Origin of the sequence: Streptacidiphilus neutrinimicus (genome assembly GCF_000787815.1) — a bacterium.
Taxonomy (GTDB): Bacteria; Actinomycetota; Actinomycetes; order Streptomycetales; family Streptomycetaceae; genus Streptacidiphilus; species Streptacidiphilus neutrinimicus.
On sequence record NZ_BBPO01000004.1, the window covers coordinates 49610 to 67068 of the forward strand.

A 17459-nucleotide genomic window follows, 5' to 3' on the forward strand; every position below is an offset into this window, starting at 1 on the left:
GGAGCGACGGAGGGAGGCAGCAGGCCGAAGGAGTGAGCGAGGAAGGGGCACGAGCCGCGCCGGACCGCCTGCGGCGTCAGGCGGTCGCGGACCGTGTTGCGAGGGTGTCGGGGGCAGGACGGTCACACGGCTCGGCGGTACAGCCAGACCCCCAGCGGGGCGAAGGCGGCGATGATGGCCGCGTCCCACGCGAGCGCCAGCCAGATGTCGCTGGCCGCAGGAGCCCCGAGCACCAGGTCTCGCACTGCCTGAGCCGTCCGGGTGACGGGCTGGTGCTGGGCGAACGCCTGGAGCCAGCCGGGCATGGTGTCGACCGGGATGAAGGCCCCCGAGGCGAAGACCAGCGGGACCAGGAGCGGGAAGGCGGCGGCCTGGGCCGTCTCGGGGTCGCCGACCCACAGGCCGACCACGGCGAAGATCCACGACATCGTGAAGCCGAAGGCCACCACCAGCAGCACAGCGGCGAGGAACGCCACCACGGAGCTGTGCAGCCGGAAACCGACCGCGAATCCGGCCGCGGTCATCAGGGCCACCACGAACACGTTCCGGGCCAGATCCGCGAGCGTGCGGCCGGACAGGACCGCAGAACGTGCCATCGGCAGCGAGCGGAAGCGCTCCATCAGGCCGGTCTGCATGTCGGTCGCCAACCCGATGGCGGTGTTCATCGCGCCGAACACGGCGGTCTGCACGAAGATCCCGGGCATCAGATAGTCGACGTACGGCACCGAGACGATGCTCCTGCCGATGACCCCGCCGAACACGTAGCGGAACATCAGTACGAAGACCAGTGGCTGGATGGTGGAGAAGACCAGGAGCTGCGGCACCCGGACAAGGCCGACGAGGTTCCGTCCGGCGACCGCCAGCCCGTCGCGGACCGGGGCCGCCACGCGCTCCCGCATGCTTCCGGTCGCGCGCACCGCGGCGGTCTGCTCGGTGACCTGCCCGGCGGTCACGGCGAGCCGGCCCTGCGGGCGCCGGACGGCGGCGGGTCGTCGGCGGGAGTGTTTCCGGCATGATGCCCCGTCAGCGCCAGGAAGACGTCGTCGAGGCTGGATTCGTGGACGGTGACGCTGCGCGGGGTCAGCGCGTGCTGGTCCAGCAGGTGCAGGACGTCCAGCAACAGCCGGGAGCCGTCCCGGGAGGCGATCCGTACGACGGCGTCCTGCTGCTCCGGAGCGTGGGCGAACCGCTGGGCGATCATCCCGGTCGCCAGGCGGGCGCGGTCCTCGTCCGGCATCCGCAGCTCGATGACGGTGTTGCCGAGCCGCTCCTTCAGCAGCGCGGGCTCGTCGTCCGCGATGACCCGACCCGCGCTGATGACCGCCACCCGGCCTGCCAGCCGGTCGGCCTCCTCCAGGTACTGGGTGGTGAGCAGCACGGTGGTGCCGGTGCCCACCAGCTCGCGAATCATCTCCCACAGGGCCAGTCGGCTCGCCGGGTCCAGTCCCGTGGTCGGCTCGTCCAGGAAGAGCACCGGCGGGTGCGGCACGAGGGCGGCGGCGACGTCCAGCCGCCGCCGCATGCCGCCGGAGTAGGTGCGGACGGTTCGGTCACCGGCGTCAGCCAGACCGAAGCGTTCGAGGAGTTCGTCGGCCCGGGGCCGGAACCGCCTTCTCGGAAGCCGGGTGAGCCGGCCGATGAGGCGCAGGTTCTCGCGACCGGTGAGGTTGGGGTCGACGGCCGCGTACTGACCGGCCAGACCGATGAGTCCCCGGACGACGGCCGGTTCCCGCACGACGTCGTGGCCGAGGACCTCGGCTCGTCCGGCCGTGGGGCGCAGGATGGTGGTGAGGATGCGGATCGCGGTGGTCTTGCCCGCGCCGTTCGGCCCCAGCAGGCCGAAGACCATCCCGGCCGGCACCGCGAGGTCGACCCCGTCCAGTGCCGTCAACGACCCGAACCGTTTGGTGAGGCCCTGAGCGCTGATCGCTGTCGACGAAACCAAGCGGACCCACCTGCTCCGGAGTCGGGCCCCGGTCCTCCGGGCTGTTCGGGCCCGGGGCCAGGTTCCATCCTCCGCCCCCGCGTCGAGGCTCGCCCGCCGGGCGCTCGTGCGCTACGCGGCGAGCTCGTCGAGGATCGCGGCGAGTTCGCGGCGGCGCCGGAGGCGGCGCCACGGTGTCCAGCGGCCGTCGAGCTCGCGGGCGGCCTCAGGGGACGGGACGAGCAGAACCGGGCAGACGGCCCGGTCGAGGCAGCGCCGGGCGAGTGTCCGGCCGTGCGGCCACCACCAGTGACGCCGCCCGGGCACGGGGACGACCAGCACGTCGTCCTCCCGGTGGGCGGCCGCGGGCAGGGCTCGGCACAGCGGCACATCCTCTGGTTCGATGCACACCACGACGTCCCGCGGGGCGCCGCCCATCGCGAGGTCGAAGGCGCGCATCACGGCCGCCATCGCGTCCCGCCTGAGCCCCTCCCGCAGTTCGTCGTTCGCGGTGTCGCAGAAGGCACGTGGGCCGATCCCGGGATACCACCAGCCCCCTCCCGTCTCGGGCGGCGGACGGTAGCTGCGGACCGCGCGCACCTCCATGCCGCCACGACGTGCCAGGTCGACCGCCTCGCGCAGCGCCCGCAGGCCGGCCAGCGAGTCGTCGACGCCGACGACGACCTGTCCTGCGTCCCGATCCTGCATGGTCGATCACCGTCCTCGCCTCGACGGCCGGCCGAGGGGTGACCGCCCGCCCCGGGTTCCGCGAAACGCCCATCTTCAGACTGGCCGGGCCCACCGCGCCGGACGAGGGGCGTCCGGTCCTGCCGAAAGGACCGTAGGTCCCCGGCACGGTGGCGGTGCTGAAGAAGCCCGGCAGTATGAGCCTCGGCCGGACGTCCGGACGTCCGACGGCGGCCCGGCAAGCAGGGCCGGGTGGCCCGGCGACCGGAGCCGACCGGACCTTGGACACGGCCGTGTCTCCGCCCACTGTGGTGTTGTCGGCGCGCGATCAGCCTGGGCCCGCGGGGGGGCGTCGACGGAGGACACCGCCGGAGAATCGGAGCCGCAGCCATGGCGAAAACCCCAGTGAAGCGCCCCGGGCCCGAAATCCAGGTCGAGGTTCAAGGTGATCTGCCGCCCGGGACCGCCGAGCGTGCCCGTGCCAAGGTTCAGGCTGTCCTCGACGAGATCAGTGACCCGGTGCTGTACGTCCGGATCAGGCTCTCCCGGATGCGGAACCCCTCGACGGAGCGTCCCTGCCTCGCCCAGGCCAGCCTCGACGTCAACGGCCGCCCCGCCCGAGCCCACGTCGCCGCCGCGACCATGACCGAGGCCGTCGACCTGCTCCGTGACCGGCTCACCCTCCAGGTGGGCCGCCTGCGTCGGCACTGGGAAGCCCGGCGCGGCGCCCTGCCGACGCCGGGCGAGCACGAATGGCGTCACGGGGAGGAGCCTGCGCGCCGCCCCGAACACTTCCCACGCCCGCCGGAGGAACGCGAGGTCGTTCGGCACAAGTCCTTCGCCCTCGCCCAAGAGACCGCGGACGAGGCCGCGTTCGAGATGGACAGCATGGACTACGCCTTCCACCTGTTCACCGACCTCGCCACCGGTGAGGACAGCGTGATCTACCGGACCGGCTCGCACGGCTACCGGCTTGCCCAGGTCCACCCCGAGCCCCGTCTCGGGCCCGTCGTCGCCCCGTTGACCGTGAGTCCGACTGCCGCACCCGTGCTGGACCTGCCCGCGGCGAAGAAGCGGCTGGACATCACCGGCCTGCCCTTCGTCTTCTTCGCCGACGCGCAGACCGGGCGCGGCAACATCCTCTACCACCGCTACGACGGTCACTACGGACTGATCGCTCCGGCCGGCTGAGGCCGCCGGTGCAGCGGTCAGCCGCGTCGGCGCCGCCGGAGCGTCAGTTGGGCACGACCACCACCGGGAGGTCCGACAGGTGCAGCACGCGGTGCGGCACGCGTCCGAAGGGGAGGCCGTAGCGGGAGTGCCGGCGGTGACGGCCCACCACGATGAGCGAGGCCCCCTCGGAGGCGTTGATCAGCGCGGCCTCGGCGGTGGCGAACTCGACCTGGGTGCGGACCTCGACGCCGGGGTGCGGCTCGCGCATCTGGTCCACCAGCGTGCGCAGTTCGCGCTCCTCCTCGTCCTCGATCCCGTTCACCGCCTCCTGGTTGCTGGCGATGTACGGGTTGGAGAGCGTCCACGCCCGCACGGCGAGCACCGGCACGCCCCGGGTCTCCGCCTCGGCGAACGCGAACGCGAGCGGCTCCGACACGTCGCGCGCCACGCCGACGACCACCGGCCCGCGCTCGGCGATCGGCGCGGTCGACTCGGGCACCACGGCCACGGGCGCGGGGGAGTGGGCCACGAGCTGCTGGCTCACCGAGCCCATCAGCGCCCGCAGGATGCTGTTCATGCCGCGCCGTCCCACGACCACCAGCCCCGCGTCCTCGGCCAGCCGCATCAGCCCCTCGACGGGCTCGTCGCCCATCAGCGCGGTGTCGACGTCCAGGCCGGGATGCCGCTTGCGCATGTCGGCGGCGGCGTCCTCGAGGAACTGGGTCGCGGCGCGGTGGACCGGATCGGCGATGTTCGGCTCGTACTCCTCGCCCTCGGGGCCTTCGTTCTCCAGCCCGCTCCAGGCGGTGGCGATCAACAGCTGCGCCCCGCGCAGCGCAGCCTCGGCGGCGGCCCAGTCCATTGCCGCTCTCGCCCCGTCGGACTGGTCGAGTCCGACGAGGACGGATTTCGACGGCGCAGTGCTCATCCTTGGCTCCCGTCACGGGTGGGCTCCGGTTCCGGCCCGGCGTCTCCAGCTTCGACCCGGCGCCCCCGCCCCGCATCCGCATGCGCGTGCGCGGAATGGGGCCGTCCGGCGGCCGGGCAGGGCCGGCAGGCCCATACCTCGGGCCGGGGCGGGGAGAAGGATCGGGTGCGCAGGGTTCCCCCGGCCCTGCCAGGGCGTCGGGATCGGCCGGCGCCCGGGATCGGCGTCCGGGCGGTGACGGGCCACGCGGTAGCGCGGTCTCGCCGTGCCGGACGCCGGTTCACGTGGGCGGGCCCCGGCGGCGGCCGGGGCGCGGGGTGCCCCTTCCGTGCTGAGCGGCCCGTGGGGGGCACCTGATCACGGCAGCGGCTGCTCGGCCCAGATCACCTTGCCGTCGGCGGTGTACCGGGTGCCCCAGCGCTCGGAGAGCTGCGCGACCAGGAAGAGCCCGCGTCCGCCCTCGTCCGTGCTGGCCGCGTAGCGCAGGTGCGGCGAGGTGCTGCTGCCGTCGGTGACCTCGCAGATCAGCACGCGGTCGCGCAGCAGCCGGACCCGGATCGGCCCGGCCGCGTAGCGGATCGCGTTCGTGGTCAGCTCGCTGATGATCAGTTCGGTGGTGAACTCCAGCAGGTCAAGGCCCCACTCGGCCAGCCGCTCGGCGACCTTCGCGCGGACCCCGGCCACGGCCGCCGGGTCGGGCGGGACCTCCCAGACCGCGACCTGGTCCGCCCGCAGCGCCCGGGTCCTGGCCACCAGCAGGGCCACGTCGTCGGTCGGGTGGGCCGGGAGCAGCTCGTCGAGCACCGCCTGGCAGGTCTCCTCCGGGGTGCTGACCGGCTGGGACAGCGCGACGCGCAACCGCTCCAGACCGACGTCGATGTCCCGGGAGCGGTCCTCGACCAGGCCGTCGGTGTAGAGCACCAGCCGGCTGCCCTCGGGCAGTTCCAGCTCGACGGTCTCGAAGGGCACGCCGACCAGGCCCAGCGGAGGCCCGGCCGGCAGGTCGGGGAACTCGACCGTCCCGTCGGGACGCACCAGCGCGGGCGGCAGATGCCCGGCCCTGGCCATGCTGCAGCGCCGCGAGACCGGGTCGTAGATCGCGTAGAGGCAGGTCGCGCCGGTGATGGAGGTCTCGCCGTCGGCGGCGGCGCTGTCCTGGTCGATCTGGTTGACCAGGACGTCCAGATGGCCGAGCAACTCGTCCGGCGGCAGGTCCAGGGTGGAGAAGTTGTGCACCGCGGTGCGCAGTCGGCCCATGGTGGCCGCGGCGTGCAGTCCGTGACCGACGACGTCGCCGACGACCAGCGCGACCCGGGCGCCGGGCAGCGGGATGACGTCGAACCAGTCGCCGCCGACGCCCGCGTGGGCCGGCAGGTAGCGGTAGGCGACGTCCAGGGCGCTCTGCTCGGACAGGCGGCCGGGCAGCAGGTTGTGCTGCAGGGTGACCGCCATCCGGTGCTCGCGGGTGTACCGGCGGGCGTTGTCGATGGAGACCGCGGCGCGAGCCCCGAGCTCCTCGGCTACCGACAGGTCGTCCGCGTCGAACGGCTCCTGCTTCTGCGCGCGGTAGAAGTGCGCCACGCCCAGCAGCGTGCCGCGAGCCAGCAGCGGCACCGTGATCAGCGAGTGGATGCCCTGGTCGATGAGCCGCCCGGTGCGGGCCGGGTCGGTGCGGCGCCAGTCGGACGCCGGGTCGGACAGGTCCGCCTCCAGGACCGAGCGCCCGTCCAGCGCCCAGGCGTGCGGAGTGCCGGACGTCAGCGGGATGGCTGAGCCGACCTGGAAGAACGGCATGTCCGGGCGGGCGCCGTGGAGCGCGGCGCGGCGCAGGTGCACCACCTGGCCCCGGTCGGGCTCGTCGCCGTGCAGCAGCGCCTCCGCCAGGTCGACGCTGGCGAAGTCGGCGAACCGGGGGACGACCGCCTCGGTCAGTTCCTCGGCGGTGCGGGTGATGTCCAGCGTGGTGCCGATCGCACCGCTGGCCTCGTAGAGCAGCTTGAGACGCTTGCGGGCCTGGTCGGCCTTTCCGGACAGGGCGCGCAGTTCGGTGGAGTCGCGCAGCGTGGCGACGATCCCGGGCGGCCCGCCGTTGCGGTCGGTGGTGCGGACGTTGACCACGATCAGCCGGTCGCCGGCGCTCACCATCTCGTCGGTGACGGGCCGTCCGGACGCCAGCAGCTCGGCCAGCCGGTGATCCAGGCCCAGCGCGGTGACGGGCGGGCTGTCCTGCTCGCCCAGGGGAAGGTCGAGCAGACGGCAGGCCTCGTCGTTGGCCAGCAGCACCCTCCCGTCGTCCCCGACGATGAGCACGCCCTCGCGGACCGCGTGCAGCACCGCGTCGTGGTGCTCGTACATCCGGGTCATCTCGGCCGGCCCGAGGCCGTGGGTCTGTCGGCGCAGGCGCCGCACGACCAGCCACGTCCCCGCGGTGGACAGCGCCAGCGCCAGGGCGCCCGCGCCGAGGACGACCGGCACCCGGTGCTGGGAGGCGCTGCTGATCTTCTTGATGGTGATGCCGGCCGAGACCGCGCCGATCACCTTGTGGTGGGGGTCGAACACCGGCACGATCGCCTGCACCAGCGGTCCGATGGTGCCGTTGATGGTCTCGGTCACCGTCTGCCCGGCCAGGGCCGGGCCGATGTCGCCGACGAACTTCTTGCCGATCCGGTTGGGGATCGGGTGGGTGTAGCGGATCCCGTGGTCGTCGGTGACGACGACGAAGTCGACCCCGGTCGCCAGGCGGGTGGCCTCGGCGCGCGGCTGGAGCAGCGCGGTCGGGTGCGCGGACTCCATCGCCGCCACGATCCCGGGCGAGTTGGCGAAGGTCTGGGCGACGGCGAGTGACCGGTTACGCGCCTCCACCGTGGTGTCCTGCTGGGCTTGGACGAAGATGTCGATCCCGGCGGCCACCACCAGCACCAGGATGATCACCACCTGCAGGATGAACACCTGTCCGGCGACGCTGCGCATGCCGAGGATCGCCCGGCGACGTCGCTCGGGGGGAAGGCGCGGGTCCGGGCGCCCGTCGCTCTCCTGATCCCGCTCCGGGCGCGGTCGGCCCCGGTCCGTCGGGTTCCCACCGGTGGAACCGGCCCCCTCGGGGGCCCGGGATCGACCCCAGAACCGGGCCATACGCCTATGAAACACTGCCCGCCTGCGGGAGGCCAACGGGCCGGAGCCGCTCCGGGAGCGCGCGCCTCTCCGCCCGCGTGCAGGATGGAGGCAGGGGTTCCACGACCCCGGGCCGACGCTGCGGCTCGCAGCCGCCGGCCGGCCGGCGATTGGACACGGGAACGATGCACGAGCACGGCCGCCCGGGGGCGCCAGGCCGTGACGAGGCCAGCCTCACGGACGCCGCCCTCACGGAGGTGCTCGAGAGCGTCTTCCAGGGGACGCCCAACGGTCTCGCGGTCTACGACACGGAGCTGCGGCTGGTCCGGGTCAACGCCGCGCTGGAGCGGATCCTCGACGCGCCCGCCGCGCAGGTGCTCGGGCGGCGGGCCGACGAGCTCTTCGCCGACGCCGAGGCAGAGCATCTGATCGCCAGCGCCGAGGGCGAGCGGATAGCGACCCGGCTGCGGACCGTGCTGCACACCGGCACCCCGGTGCTCACCACCGAGCACCGGGCCCGGACGGCGGCCGACCCGGACCACGACCACGTCTGGGCGGTCACCTCGTTCCGGCTCACCGCGGCCGACGGCCGGATCCTCGGGGTGGCCTCCGCCGTCGTCGACGTGACCGAGCGCGACCACGCCCGGGAGCGGCTGCTCGCGCTGAGGGAGGCCGCCGACCGGATCGGCTCCACGCTGGACGTCACCCGCACCGCCGAGGAGCTGACCGAGGTCGCCGTGCCGAGGCTGGCCGACTTCGTCGCCGTCGACCTCCTGGAGGGCGTCGAGCGCGGCGCGCCCGCGCCGCTCGGACCGGTCTCCGGGACGGCGGTGCTGCGCCGGGCCGCGCACCGCTCGGTGACCGACGACGCGCCGGAGGCGTCCGTCCCGGTCGGCACCGTGATGAGCTACCACCCCGCCACGCCGTACGCCCGGTGCCTGGCGTCGGGGCAGCCGCTGCTGCTGCCGGTGCTCGACCGGGCGGCCGACTGGCTGGCCCAGGACCCGCTACGGGCCGCCAAGATCCTGGCCGCCGGCACGCACTCGCTGATCACGGTGCCGCTCAAGGCCCGCACGGTCACCCTGGGCCTCGCGCACTTCTACCGCTGGCGGCTCCCGGGCCCCTTCGACCAGGAGGACCTGGCCCTGGCCCGGGACCTGGTCGGCCGCGCCGCCGTCAGCATCGACAACGCGCGCCGCTACACCGAGGAGCACCGCGCCGCGCTGACCCTCCAGCGCAGCCTGCTGCTGCGCGGCAACGTGCCCGACCCGAGCCCGCTGGAGACCGCGCACCGGTACCTGCCCGCCGAGGCCCACGCGGGCGTGGGCGGGGACTGGTTCGACGTGATCCCGCTCTCCGGCGCCCGGGTCGCCCTGGTCGTCGGCGACGTCACCGGCCGCGGCATCCACGCGGTGGCCCGCGCCGGGCGGCTGCGCACGGCCATCCGCACCCTGGCCACCATGGATCTGCCGCCCGACGAGCTGCTGTGGCGACTCGACGCGCTGGTGCACCGGCAGATCGACACGCCGACGGCCATCCGGACCCCCGAGGAGCCCGAGACGCCGGGGATCAGCGGCACCTGCCTGTGCCTCGTCTACGACCGGGTGACCGGCCGTGCCAGCGTGGCGAGCGCCGGGCACCCGCCTCCCATCGTCGTCCGGCCGGACGGCAGCGCCCGCCCCGTCGACCTCGTGCCCGGGCCTCCGCTGGGGCTGGCCATGCTCCCGTTCGAGGCGACGGACCTCGAGTTGGCCGACGGAAGCGTGCTGGCCCTGTGGACGGACGGACTCGTCAAGGAGCGGCGGCCGAAGCCCGGCCTCGACGTGCCGCGCCTGCTCGCCGGGCTCACCGCCCACGCCAGGTCGCTCGACGAGCTGTGCCAGAGCGCCGTCGACGCGACGCTCACGTCCCGCGATCCCGGCGACGACGCCGTCCTGGTCCTGGTGCGCACCCGGATCCTGCCGCCCGACCGGGTCGCCACCTGGGACCTGTCCGCCGACCCGGCCGAGGTCTCCCGCGCCCGCGCCGAGACCTCGCGGCAGCTGGCGTCCTGGGGGCTGGACGAGGCGGCGCCGCTCACCGAACTGATCGTCAGCGAGCTGGTGACCAACGCGCTCCGCCACGGAAGGGAGCCGTTCCGGCTGCGTCTGATCCGCGACGGGTCCCTGATCTGCGAGGTCTCCGACAGCTCCAGCACCTCGCCGCACCTGCGCCACGCCGGCGACACCGACGAGGGCGGCCGGGGCCTGTTCCTGGTCGCGCAGCTCGCCGACAACTGGGGCACCCGCTACGTCGCGCGCGGCAAGACGATCTGGGCCGAGCAGTCCGTCCCCGAAGACTGAACGGGCGACGGCGCGGGTCGGCGTGCGCGGGTGGGCGGCGGGGCGTCTACTGGCCCGGGGGGCGACCCGACAGGAGGAAGCCTATGGGAACGTACAGAGCCGCACAGGTCGCGGCCGCGGGTGAGCGGTTCGCCGTCGTCGACCGGGAGCTCGTGCCGCCCGGCCCCGGGCACGTGCGCATCGCCGTGGAGGCCTGCGGCGTCTGCCACAGCGATGTGTACATGGTCAACAACGTCCTCCCCGGGCTGCGCTACCCGCTGGTCCCCGGCCACGAGATCGCCGGCCGGATCGCCGAGGTGGGCGAGGGGACGCCCGACGTGTGGGCGGTGGGCGACCGGGTCGGGGTCGGCTGGTTCGGCGGCAGCTGCGGGGTCTGCACCCCGTGCCGGCAGGGCGACTTCATCGTCTGTCCCCACCTCAAGGTCCCCGGATGGGCGTACGACGGCGGATACGCGGAGTCGGTGGTCGTGCCCTTCGACGCCCTCGCCCGCATTCCGGACGGGCTCTCGGCCGAGGACGCGGCGCCGCTGGGCTGCGCGGGCGTGACCACCTTCAACGGGCTGCGCAGCAGCGGCGCACGGCCCGGCGACCGGGTGGCGATCCTCGGCATCGGCGGCCTCGGCCACCTCGCGGTGCGGTACGCGGTCGCGATGGGGTTCGAGACGATCGCGATCGCGCGCGGCGCGGCCAAGGCGGACTTCGCCAAGGAGCTGGGCGCGCACCACTACGTCGACAGCAGCGACCCCTCCGCCGTCGCGTCGGCCCTGCAGTCGCTGGGCGGGGCCAACGTCGTGCTCGCCACCGCCGCCAACTCCGAGGCCATCAGTGCGACCGTGGACGGTCTCGCGCCCCGCGGCGAGCTGGTGGTGGTCGGCATCGACGCGGTGCCGCTGACGATCAACCCCGGACAGCTGATCATGCCCGCGCGGATCGTCCGCGGCCACCCCTCCGGCACCGCCCAGGACGTCGAGGACACCATGGCTTTCAGCGCCCTGCACGGCATCCGCCCGGTCAACGAGACGCTGCCGCTGGCCCAGGCCGACGAGGCCTACCAGCGGATGCTGGCCGGCCAGGCCCGCTTCCGGATGGTGCTCACCACCTGACCGTGTCGCCCCTCGCGCCGAGCGACCCGCACCGTCCTCGTGACGGGCGATTCGAGCCGACTCGTGCCACCTGACCGGCGCTCCTGGCTCGCGCGGGCGCGCCGGATCATGGACCCTGGAGGAATCCGGCCATCCGGCGGACGCCCACCCGGCGTCGCGGGGGACCGGGCACGGCAGGAAGGTGGCGACAGCCATGGCAGGCCGGACGGCGGATCGGGGGGAACAGGGAACCTTTGATGCTCCTCCCGGGCCTGCCGCGCCGCGCCGCGGCCTGGTGATCGGCGGCGGCGGAAGCCTGGGCGCGGCCTGGGCCGTCGGCGCGCTGTGCGCCCTGGAGGACGCCACCGGCTGGGACCCGCGCGGCGCGGACGTCATCCTGGGCACCTCCGCCGGCGCCATCGTCGGCTCCCTGCTCGCCGTCGGCGCGAGCGCCACGGAGCTGCTCGACCACCAGCGCGGCCTCGCGGAGGTCGCCGGGCCGGTGGGCGGGGTCCGGCTCGACTACGACACCTGGGTGGGCGGCGCGCTGCCGCGCATTCCCCGACCCGGGTTCGGTTCGCTGAGACTGCTGCTCGACCTCGTCGAGCACCCGCACCGGATGCCGCTCACCACCGTGCTCGCCGCCGCCGCGCCCCCTGGCCGGGGCAGCCTGGGCGGTGTGCGCGACCTCTTCCACCAGCTGCGCATGGACGACCACTGGCCGGACACCCCCGCCCTGCGGGTGGTCGCGGTGGATCTCGACACCGGCACCCGGGTGCTCTTCGGGACGCCGGGGGCGCCGCCCACCGACCTCGGCTCGGCGGTGACGGCCTCCTGCGCGCTGCCTTCGTGGTTCGAGCCCGTGCGCATCGACGGCCGCCGCTACGTGGACGGCTGCGCCTGGTCGGACACCAACGTCGACCTGGTGGCGGGCGAACCGCTGGACGAGGTGTACGTGCTGGCGCCGACCTGCGCCCGCGAGACCGACCACCCGCACAGCATCCCCGCGCGGGTGGAGCGCCGGCTGCGCCGCGGCTCCACGGCCCGCCTGCTGCGCGAGGCCCGTGAGGTGCGCGACGCGGGCACCCAGGTGCACGTGCTCGTCCCAGGCCCCGAGGACCTGGCCGCCATGGGCGCCAACCTGATGGCGCCGCAGCACCGGCTCACCGTCCTGGAGACCTCCCTGCGGACCACCAAGGCGGCCCTCAGCGCCGCCGAGCACGGCTGAGGCCGGTCGCACCGCTCGGGCGGCTCGAACGGCTCAGGCAGCACGGTCCTACTCCGCGGCCGCCGACGGCTCGCCCAACTCCTTGGAGAGCGCGGCCAGCGCGTCCAGGCGGCGCTGCAGGCTCGGGTGCGTGGACAGGATCGACGCCACACCGGAGTCGCCGGACAGGGCCGGAGCGAACAGGAAGGCGTTGAACGCCTGGGCTGTGCGCAGGTCCTGGGTGGGAATGCGGGCGATCTCGCCGCTCACCTTCACCAGCGCGGACGCCAGCGCCGAGGGGCGCCCGGTGAGCTGCGCCGCCGAGCGGTCCGCGGCCAGCTCCCGGTAGCGGGACAGGGCCCGGATCAGCAGCAGGCTCAGTAGGTAGACGGTCGCGGACACGGCCATCACCAGGGCCAGCAGCAGCGCGGTGTTCTGGTCGCGGCGGCGTCCGCCGAGCAGCTCGGAGTAGAAGGCCATCCGGACCATCAGCCCCGCGAGCACCCCCAGGAACGAGGCCGCGGTGATGACCGTGACGTCCCGGTGCGCGACGTGGGAGAGCTCGTGGGCCAGGACGCCGTCGAGTTCGTCGCCCTCCAGCCGCCGCAGCAGGCCCCGGGTGACGCACAGCACCGCGTGGTCCGCGCTGCGCCCGGTGGCGAAGGCGTTCGGCAGGTCCGTCTCGGAGACGGCCACCCGCGGTTTGGGCATGTCCGCCAGCGCGCACAGCCGGTCGACGGCTCCGTGCAGCCGCGCCTCCTGCTCGGGGGAGACCTCGTGGGCGCGCATCGCGAACATGGCCATCTTGTCCGAGAACCAGAACTGCAGCACCAGCACGCCGGCCGCGACGACCACGATCAGCACGACCGACTTGAGCAGCAGCACCAGCGCGGCGACGAACGCCGCGTACACCAGGGCGAGCAGCAGCAGGACGAAGGCCATCCGTGCCGTCAACTGCCGGTCGGGAGCGAACCGTGATCGCATCGTCCTTCTCCTTCGCGCTGCGAGTCCGGCCTCCGCATCGTCATGGGCGGTGTTCGCGTCGGGCTGGTCGTACTCCTGGCTGGTTCCTGCCCGGTCCTCCCGGGGATACGCCGCCCGGGCGGGGCCGTCCCGAGTGCCGCGCGACGGCGGACGGCTCACAGTGGTATCAGGGACCCGACCTCACGGGGGTACACGTCATGGACCACGAAGACCGTCCGCAGGGCCTGCCCGAGCTGCAGGTGGCCGTGCTCGGGGAGCTGTCCCCGAGCACCAGCGACCTGGCGCGTTCGACCGTGGAGGAGGTGCTGGCGGAGTCGCGGCTGCCGGTGCGCTCGGCGCAGGTCCGGCTGGCCCGGTCCCGGCACAAGGAGGGACGGGCTGCGGTGGCCCAGGCGCTCGTCGACGTCGACGGGCGGCTGGTGCGGGCTCAGGTCGCCGCCCACACGATGACGGACGCGATCGCGCTGCTGCGCGCGCGTCTGACCGTGCAGCTGACGCGCCTGGAGTGGGCCCGCCGCTGGGAGCCCGGCTACGACGTCGACGGGTCCGGGCCGCTGGACTGGCGCGACGGCACCGAGGCCGTGCGGCGGCCGGTGCGGCTGGACCTGCCCCGGGGCGAGCGGACGGTGGTGCGCCGCAAGAACTTCACCCTGGCCGAGGAGACGGTCGACCAGGCGGCGCTGACCATGGAGATGATGGACTACGACTTCCGCCTCTTCACCGAGTCCGGCAGTGGACAGGACAGCGTGGTCTACCGGTTCGGGCCGGGCCCGTTCCGGCTCGCACAGCTCGCGCCGCAGCCCGAGCGCCTCGCGCCGTTCGCGCTGCCGGTGAGCGTGCTGAAGACGCCCGCGCCGGTGCTGACCGAGGACGAGGCCAGGGAGCGCCTGGACGCCACGGACTACCCCTTCCTCTTCTTCCGCGACGCGGAGACGGGCCGCGGCAGCGTCCTGTACGGCCGCTACGACGGCCACTACGGCCTGATCAGCCCCGTCCCGTCCGGCGCTCCGGTCCGCCCTGGTGCTGCCGGGACGGCTGCTCCCGCAGCTGCCGCTCCGGCCGCGGCGCCGGTCACGGGCCCCGCCGTCGCCGTGTCCGGGAAGGCCGGGGCGTCCCGGCCGACCGGCCACGACCAGGAGGCGCTGCGCGAGCGCGTGGAGCTCTTGGAGGGCCAGGTCACGGCCCTGGCCGAGGTCCTCGACCAGCTGACCGGCGGCCTGGAGTCGGTGCCCGGCGCACCCGTGGACCCCGACGAGGTCCGCCGCACTGCGCGGCTGGCCAGGGAGATGCTGCTCGCCGCCGGGTTCGGCCGCTGAGGCCGGGTTCGCGCCGTCGACGTCCTGGGCCGGTGCGGGGTCAGGCCGTCGACGCCTTGGGCCGGTGCAGGGTGACGCCGAGCCAGCAGGCCCAGCCGATCGGTTGCAGCGCCCAGAAACTGAGGCCCCGGTAGAGCAACGTCGCCGCGATGGCCTGGCTGGCCGGCAGGCCGTAGACGACGAGCAGGGCGGTCAGGGAGGCCTCGGTGATCCCGAGGCTCCCGGGCGTCACCCGCAGACTGCCGAGGAGCTGGATGAGCGTGTAGGCCAGCAGGAAGCCGCGCCAGGGCACCGGCAGCCGAAGCGCCCACAGGCAGGCCGCCAGGCAGCCCGCGTCACAGGACCAGTTGAGCGCCGAGAGCAGCAGCGGTCGCCCCCACCCGCGCGGGTCGGGACCGAGGCGGTGCAGTTCGCGCCCGATGCCCTCGACGGAGGCCTGGAACCGGGCCACGCCCGGCCGTCCCGCGCCCAGACCCCGCCAACCGCGCGCGCCCGCCCGGCGCAGGCGGGGCCACAGGGACAGCGCGGCCAGCACCAGGCCCAGCGCCGCGGCCGACGCGACGCCGAGCAGCACCCCCTCGCGCAGTCCGGGTGCGGGGCCGGCCGGATCGGCGACCAGCGCGCCGAGCGTCAGCAGCAGCACCAGGACGACGATGCTCACCGCGCCCGCCGCCGCCAGCGCCGCGGCGGCCGTCGCGAAGGCGACGCTACGGCGCTGGAGTTGGCGCACGGTCCAGCCCAGTGAGAGCACACCGCCGCCCGGCAGGGCCCCGGACATCGCGTTCGCGCCGGTGGTGATCGCGGTGACCGTGCCCAGGCGCACGGGTGAACCCGCCGCACGCAGCAGCCACCGCTCCAGGGCGGCCAGCGCGACGACGGAGACCGCCTCCAGGGCGCCCGCCACCGCGAGCCGGTCCAGGTCGACCCGGTGCAGCAGCCGCAGGGCGGCGTCGAGCTCGCGCCGGTGCGTCAGGGCGAACAGCCCGCCCGCCACCGCCACGGCCGCAGCGCTGATCCACCAGGCGTAGCGCCGCCAGGCACGACGCGGGGCATCGGGGTCGGGGGCGCCCGGCCCGGCCGTCTCCGGAAGCCCGGACACCGCTCCTCGCCGCTCGTCCCGGGCCGCTCAGTTCGCTTCGACGTGCATGGTCTCGACGTGCATGGCGGTCGGCTCCCTCAAGGCGCCTGCGCACGCGGAACCTCCGCGTCCCGCGCGGCGTCCCGCGTTTCGATCGTAGTCCGCCCGGCCGCTCCGGGCCGGGCGGACGGCTGCGCCGTGCGGCGCGGCGCACCCACTCGGAGGGGAGGCGTGGGCGAAGATGGCCGCATGCTCGATCACGTGTCGATCCAGTGCGCCGACACCGCGGCCAGCGCGGCGTTCTACGACGCGGTGCTGCTGACCGTCGGCGGGACCAGGGTGATGGACTTCGGCCAGGTCGTCGGCTACGGCGTGGGCGGGCAGCCGTCCTTCTGGATCGGTCCACGCACGACCGGCGAGGGCTTCCGCGAGGCGCATCTGGCCTTCGCCGCGCCCGACCGCGCCGCCGTGGACGCCTTCCACCGCGCCGCCGTCTCGGCCGGAGCCGAGGTGCTGCACGCGCCCCGCCTGTGGCCCGAGTACCACGACGCCTACTACGGGGTCTTCGTCCGGGACCCTGACGGCAACAATATCGAGGCCGTCTGCCACCGTCCGGAGTAAGCGCCGGGAACACGTGGGCGCAGGGACACGCGACGCCGTCACCGGCCCGGTGCGGTCTCCTCGGCCTCGGCCTCGCCGGCCTGGCGGACCAGAAGCGCGGCGAGCGCCCGGGCCTCTGCCGGCGTCAGACCCGCCCAGGCGCGGGACACCCCGCCCGGCTCCGGGCCGACGTCCAGCGTCACGCGCGAGTGCGCGCCCGCACCCCGGCCCGTGCCCACGCGGAACTCGCCGATGCGGATCCGCCGCCCGCACACGGTGGTGAAGCCCACGCGGTGAAGGTCGTCTGCGTTCGTGTCCATGCTGCCCACCTCTTCGAGAACCGCTCGCCGTACCCCATCGACAACGGCCTGTGAGCGCAGTGCATTCCGGAGCGCCAGGGACCATCGGCCCTCCCTTCGTGGCCCGTCCGGCCACTGTGCCGCACCCGGCCCGTGCCCAACTCTTGATCCGGAGGACGACCTCCGCGCCACGCATCCGGTGGGGTGAACGAACCATGCGCGTCCGCGACGTGATGAACTCACCGACGGTCACCGTCGGACCGTCCGACTCGATCCGACGGGCCGCCGAGTCCATGCGCGCCCACGACGTGGGCTGCGTCCTGGTCACGGCCGACGGGGTCCCTCTCGGTGTGGTGACCGACCGCGACATCGCGGTCCGTGCGGTCGCTCTCGGCCTCGACCCGTCCGCGCCGGTGACGACCGTGATGTCCGAGCCGGTGGTCACCGTCGACGCCGACGCGGACCTCGCCGACGCCTACCGCGACTTCCGGCGCAGCGGCCGAAGACGGCTCCCGGTCCTGGTCCAGGGCTGCCTGGTCGGGCTGCTGGCCATCGACGACCTGTTCCTCGACGTCTTCCAGCGCTTCGCGGACCTGCTCGGTCCCGTCTCCTGGAGCGCGCTCACCGACGAGCCGCTCGACGAGGGGCCCTCGGCGCCGTCGGCCTCTCCGCGCGAGCCCGCGCGTCGGGGGAGGGAACGCGAAGTGACGTCCTGACGCGTCGAAAGG

At 74.3% G+C, this 17459-nt stretch carries 15 protein-coding genes; 7 read left to right on the forward strand and 8 right to left on the reverse strand.

The features are described from left to right. Positions 1-122: 122 nt before the first annotated feature. The 3 genes from TR48_RS04425 to TR48_RS04435 all read right to left on the reverse strand — a co-directional run bounded on the left by TR48_RS04425 (position 123) and on the right by TR48_RS04435 (position 2632). The gene (locus tag TR48_RS04425; RefSeq protein ID WP_236652004.1) at positions 123-953 is read right to left on the reverse strand and encodes an ABC transporter permease; all 831 of its coding nucleotides are present in this window, start codon (positions 951-953) and stop codon (positions 123-125) included. After that, the gene (locus TR48_RS04430) at positions 950-1891 is read right to left on the reverse strand and encodes an ATP-binding cassette domain-containing protein (protein ID WP_236652005.1); all 942 of its coding nucleotides are present in this window, start codon (positions 1889-1891) and stop codon (positions 950-952) included. Before TR48_RS04430 ends, TR48_RS04425 begins: the two co-directional genes overlap by 4 nt. A 165-nt stretch (positions 1892-2056) precedes the next feature. Next, the gene (locus TR48_RS04435) at positions 2057-2632 is read right to left on the reverse strand and encodes a universal stress protein (RefSeq protein WP_052442390.1); all 576 of its coding nucleotides are present in this window, start codon (positions 2630-2632) and stop codon (positions 2057-2059) included. A gap of 369 nt (positions 2633-3001) precedes the next feature. On the opposite strand from TR48_RS04435, the gene TR48_RS04440 reads away from it, so the two are divergent. Continuing rightward, the gene (locus TR48_RS04440; RefSeq protein WP_042364536.1) at positions 3002-3802 is read left to right on the forward strand and encodes a ribosome hibernation promotion factor; all 801 of its coding nucleotides are present in this window, start codon (positions 3002-3004) and stop codon (positions 3800-3802) included. Positions 3803-3845: 43 nt separating this feature from the next. On the opposite strand, the gene TR48_RS04445 is transcribed toward TR48_RS04440, so the two are convergent. Together TR48_RS04445 and TR48_RS04450 are read right to left on the reverse strand one after the other, a co-directional pair. After that, positions 3846-4712 (reverse strand): universal stress protein, encoded by an 867-nt coding sequence (locus tag TR48_RS04445; protein ID WP_084728776.1) that lies wholly within the window; start codon positions 4710-4712, stop codon positions 3846-3848. A gap of 357 nt (positions 4713-5069) precedes the next feature. After that, the gene (locus tag TR48_RS04450; RefSeq protein WP_084728778.1) at positions 5070-7844 is read right to left on the reverse strand and encodes a SpoIIE family protein phosphatase; all 2775 of its coding nucleotides are present in this window, start codon (positions 7842-7844) and stop codon (positions 5070-5072) included. A 164-nt stretch (positions 7845-8008) separates the two neighbouring features. Here TR48_RS04450 and TR48_RS04455 point away from each other — a divergent pair, with 164 nt between their 5' ends. The 3 genes from TR48_RS04455 (at position 8009) to TR48_RS04465 (ending at position 12475) form a co-directional block, all read left to right on the forward strand. Further along, a complete protein-coding gene (locus TR48_RS04455; RefSeq protein ID WP_042364539.1) occupies positions 8009-10165 on the forward strand; it encodes an ATP-binding SpoIIE family protein phosphatase in 2157 nt (718 codons plus the stop codon). 83 nt (positions 10166-10248) lie between these two features. Next, positions 10249-11268, forward strand: coding sequence for an alcohol dehydrogenase (locus tag TR48_RS04460; protein WP_042364540.1), 1020 nt, complete (start codon positions 10249-10251; stop codon positions 11266-11268). 193 nt (positions 11269-11461) lie between these two features. Beyond that, complete coding sequence (locus TR48_RS04465) at positions 11462-12475, forward strand: patatin-like phospholipase family protein (protein WP_084728780.1); 1014 nt, start codon at positions 11462-11464, stop codon at positions 12473-12475. A gap of 48 nt (positions 12476-12523) precedes the next feature. Here the strand turns inward: TR48_RS04465 and htpX are convergent, their stop codons facing one another. Continuing rightward, a complete protein-coding gene (htpX, locus tag TR48_RS04470) occupies positions 12524-13438 on the reverse strand; it encodes a zinc metalloprotease HtpX (RefSeq protein ID WP_042364542.1) in 915 nt (304 codons plus the stop codon). 197 nt (positions 13439-13635) lie between these two features. Between htpX and TR48_RS04475 the strand changes: the two genes are divergently transcribed. Next, complete coding sequence (locus TR48_RS04475; RefSeq protein ID WP_052442391.1) at positions 13636-14754, forward strand: sigma 54 modulation/S30EA ribosomal C-terminal domain-containing protein; 1119 nt, start codon at positions 13636-13638, stop codon at positions 14752-14754. Between the two features lie 40 nt (positions 14755-14794). On the opposite strand, the gene TR48_RS04480 is transcribed toward TR48_RS04475, so the two are convergent. Continuing rightward, complete coding sequence (locus TR48_RS04480) at positions 14795-15853, reverse strand: lysylphosphatidylglycerol synthase transmembrane domain-containing protein (RefSeq protein WP_084728782.1); 1059 nt, start codon at positions 15851-15853, stop codon at positions 14795-14797. Positions 15854-16081: 228 nt separating this feature from the next. On the opposite strand from TR48_RS04480, the gene TR48_RS04485 reads away from it, so the two are divergent. Next, complete coding sequence (locus TR48_RS04485) at positions 16082-16453, forward strand: VOC family protein (protein ID WP_042364543.1); 372 nt, start codon at positions 16082-16084, stop codon at positions 16451-16453. A gap of 38 nt (positions 16454-16491) precedes the next feature. Here TR48_RS04485 and TR48_RS04490 read toward each other — a convergent pair whose 3' ends face one another. Beyond that, a complete protein-coding gene (locus TR48_RS04490) occupies positions 16492-16752 on the reverse strand; it encodes a hypothetical protein (protein WP_052442392.1) in 261 nt (86 codons plus the stop codon). Between the two features lie 194 nt (positions 16753-16946). Between TR48_RS04490 and TR48_RS04495 the strand changes: the two genes are divergently transcribed. Then, complete coding sequence (locus tag TR48_RS04495) at positions 16947-17447, forward strand: CBS domain-containing protein (RefSeq protein WP_042364544.1); 501 nt, start codon at positions 16947-16949, stop codon at positions 17445-17447. Positions 17448-17459 lie beyond the last annotated feature (12 nt).

Coding starts and splice junctions, on each gene's coding strand:
- htpX (WP_042364542.1), bottom strand. CDS start 13,438: ATGCGATCACGGTTCGCTCCCGACCGGCAGTTGACGGCACGGATGGCC.
- TR48_RS04465 (WP_084728780.1), top strand. CDS start 11,462: ATGGCAGGCCGGACGGCGGATCGGGGGGAACAGGGAACCTTTGATGCT.
- TR48_RS04475 (WP_052442391.1), top strand. CDS start 13,636: ATGGACCACGAAGACCGTCCGCAGGGCCTGCCCGAGCTGCAGGTGGCC.
- TR48_RS04450 (WP_084728778.1), bottom strand. CDS start 7,844: ATGGCCCGGTTCTGGGGTCGATCCCGGGCCCCCGAGGGGGCCGGTTCC.
- TR48_RS04460 (WP_042364540.1), top strand. CDS start 10,249: ATGGGAACGTACAGAGCCGCACAGGTCGCGGCCGCGGGTGAGCGGTTC.
- TR48_RS04435 (WP_052442390.1), bottom strand. CDS start 2,632: ATGCAGGATCGGGACGCAGGACAGGTCGTCGTCGGCGTCGACGACTCG.
- TR48_RS04495 (WP_042364544.1), top strand. CDS start 16,947: ATGCGCGTCCGCGACGTGATGAACTCACCGACGGTCACCGTCGGACCG.
- TR48_RS04485 (WP_042364543.1), top strand. CDS start 16,082: ATGCTCGATCACGTGTCGATCCAGTGCGCCGACACCGCGGCCAGCGCG.
- TR48_RS04445 (WP_084728776.1), bottom strand. CDS start 4,712: ATGAGCACTGCGCCGTCGAAATCCGTCCTCGTCGGACTCGACCAGTCC.
- TR48_RS04455 (WP_042364539.1), top strand. CDS start 8,009: ATGCACGAGCACGGCCGCCCGGGGGCGCCAGGCCGTGACGAGGCCAGC.
- TR48_RS04440 (WP_042364536.1), top strand. CDS start 3,002: ATGGCGAAAACCCCAGTGAAGCGCCCCGGGCCCGAAATCCAGGTCGAG.
- TR48_RS04490 (WP_052442392.1), bottom strand. CDS start 16,752: ATGGACACGAACGCAGACGACCTTCACCGCGTGGGCTTCACCACCGTG.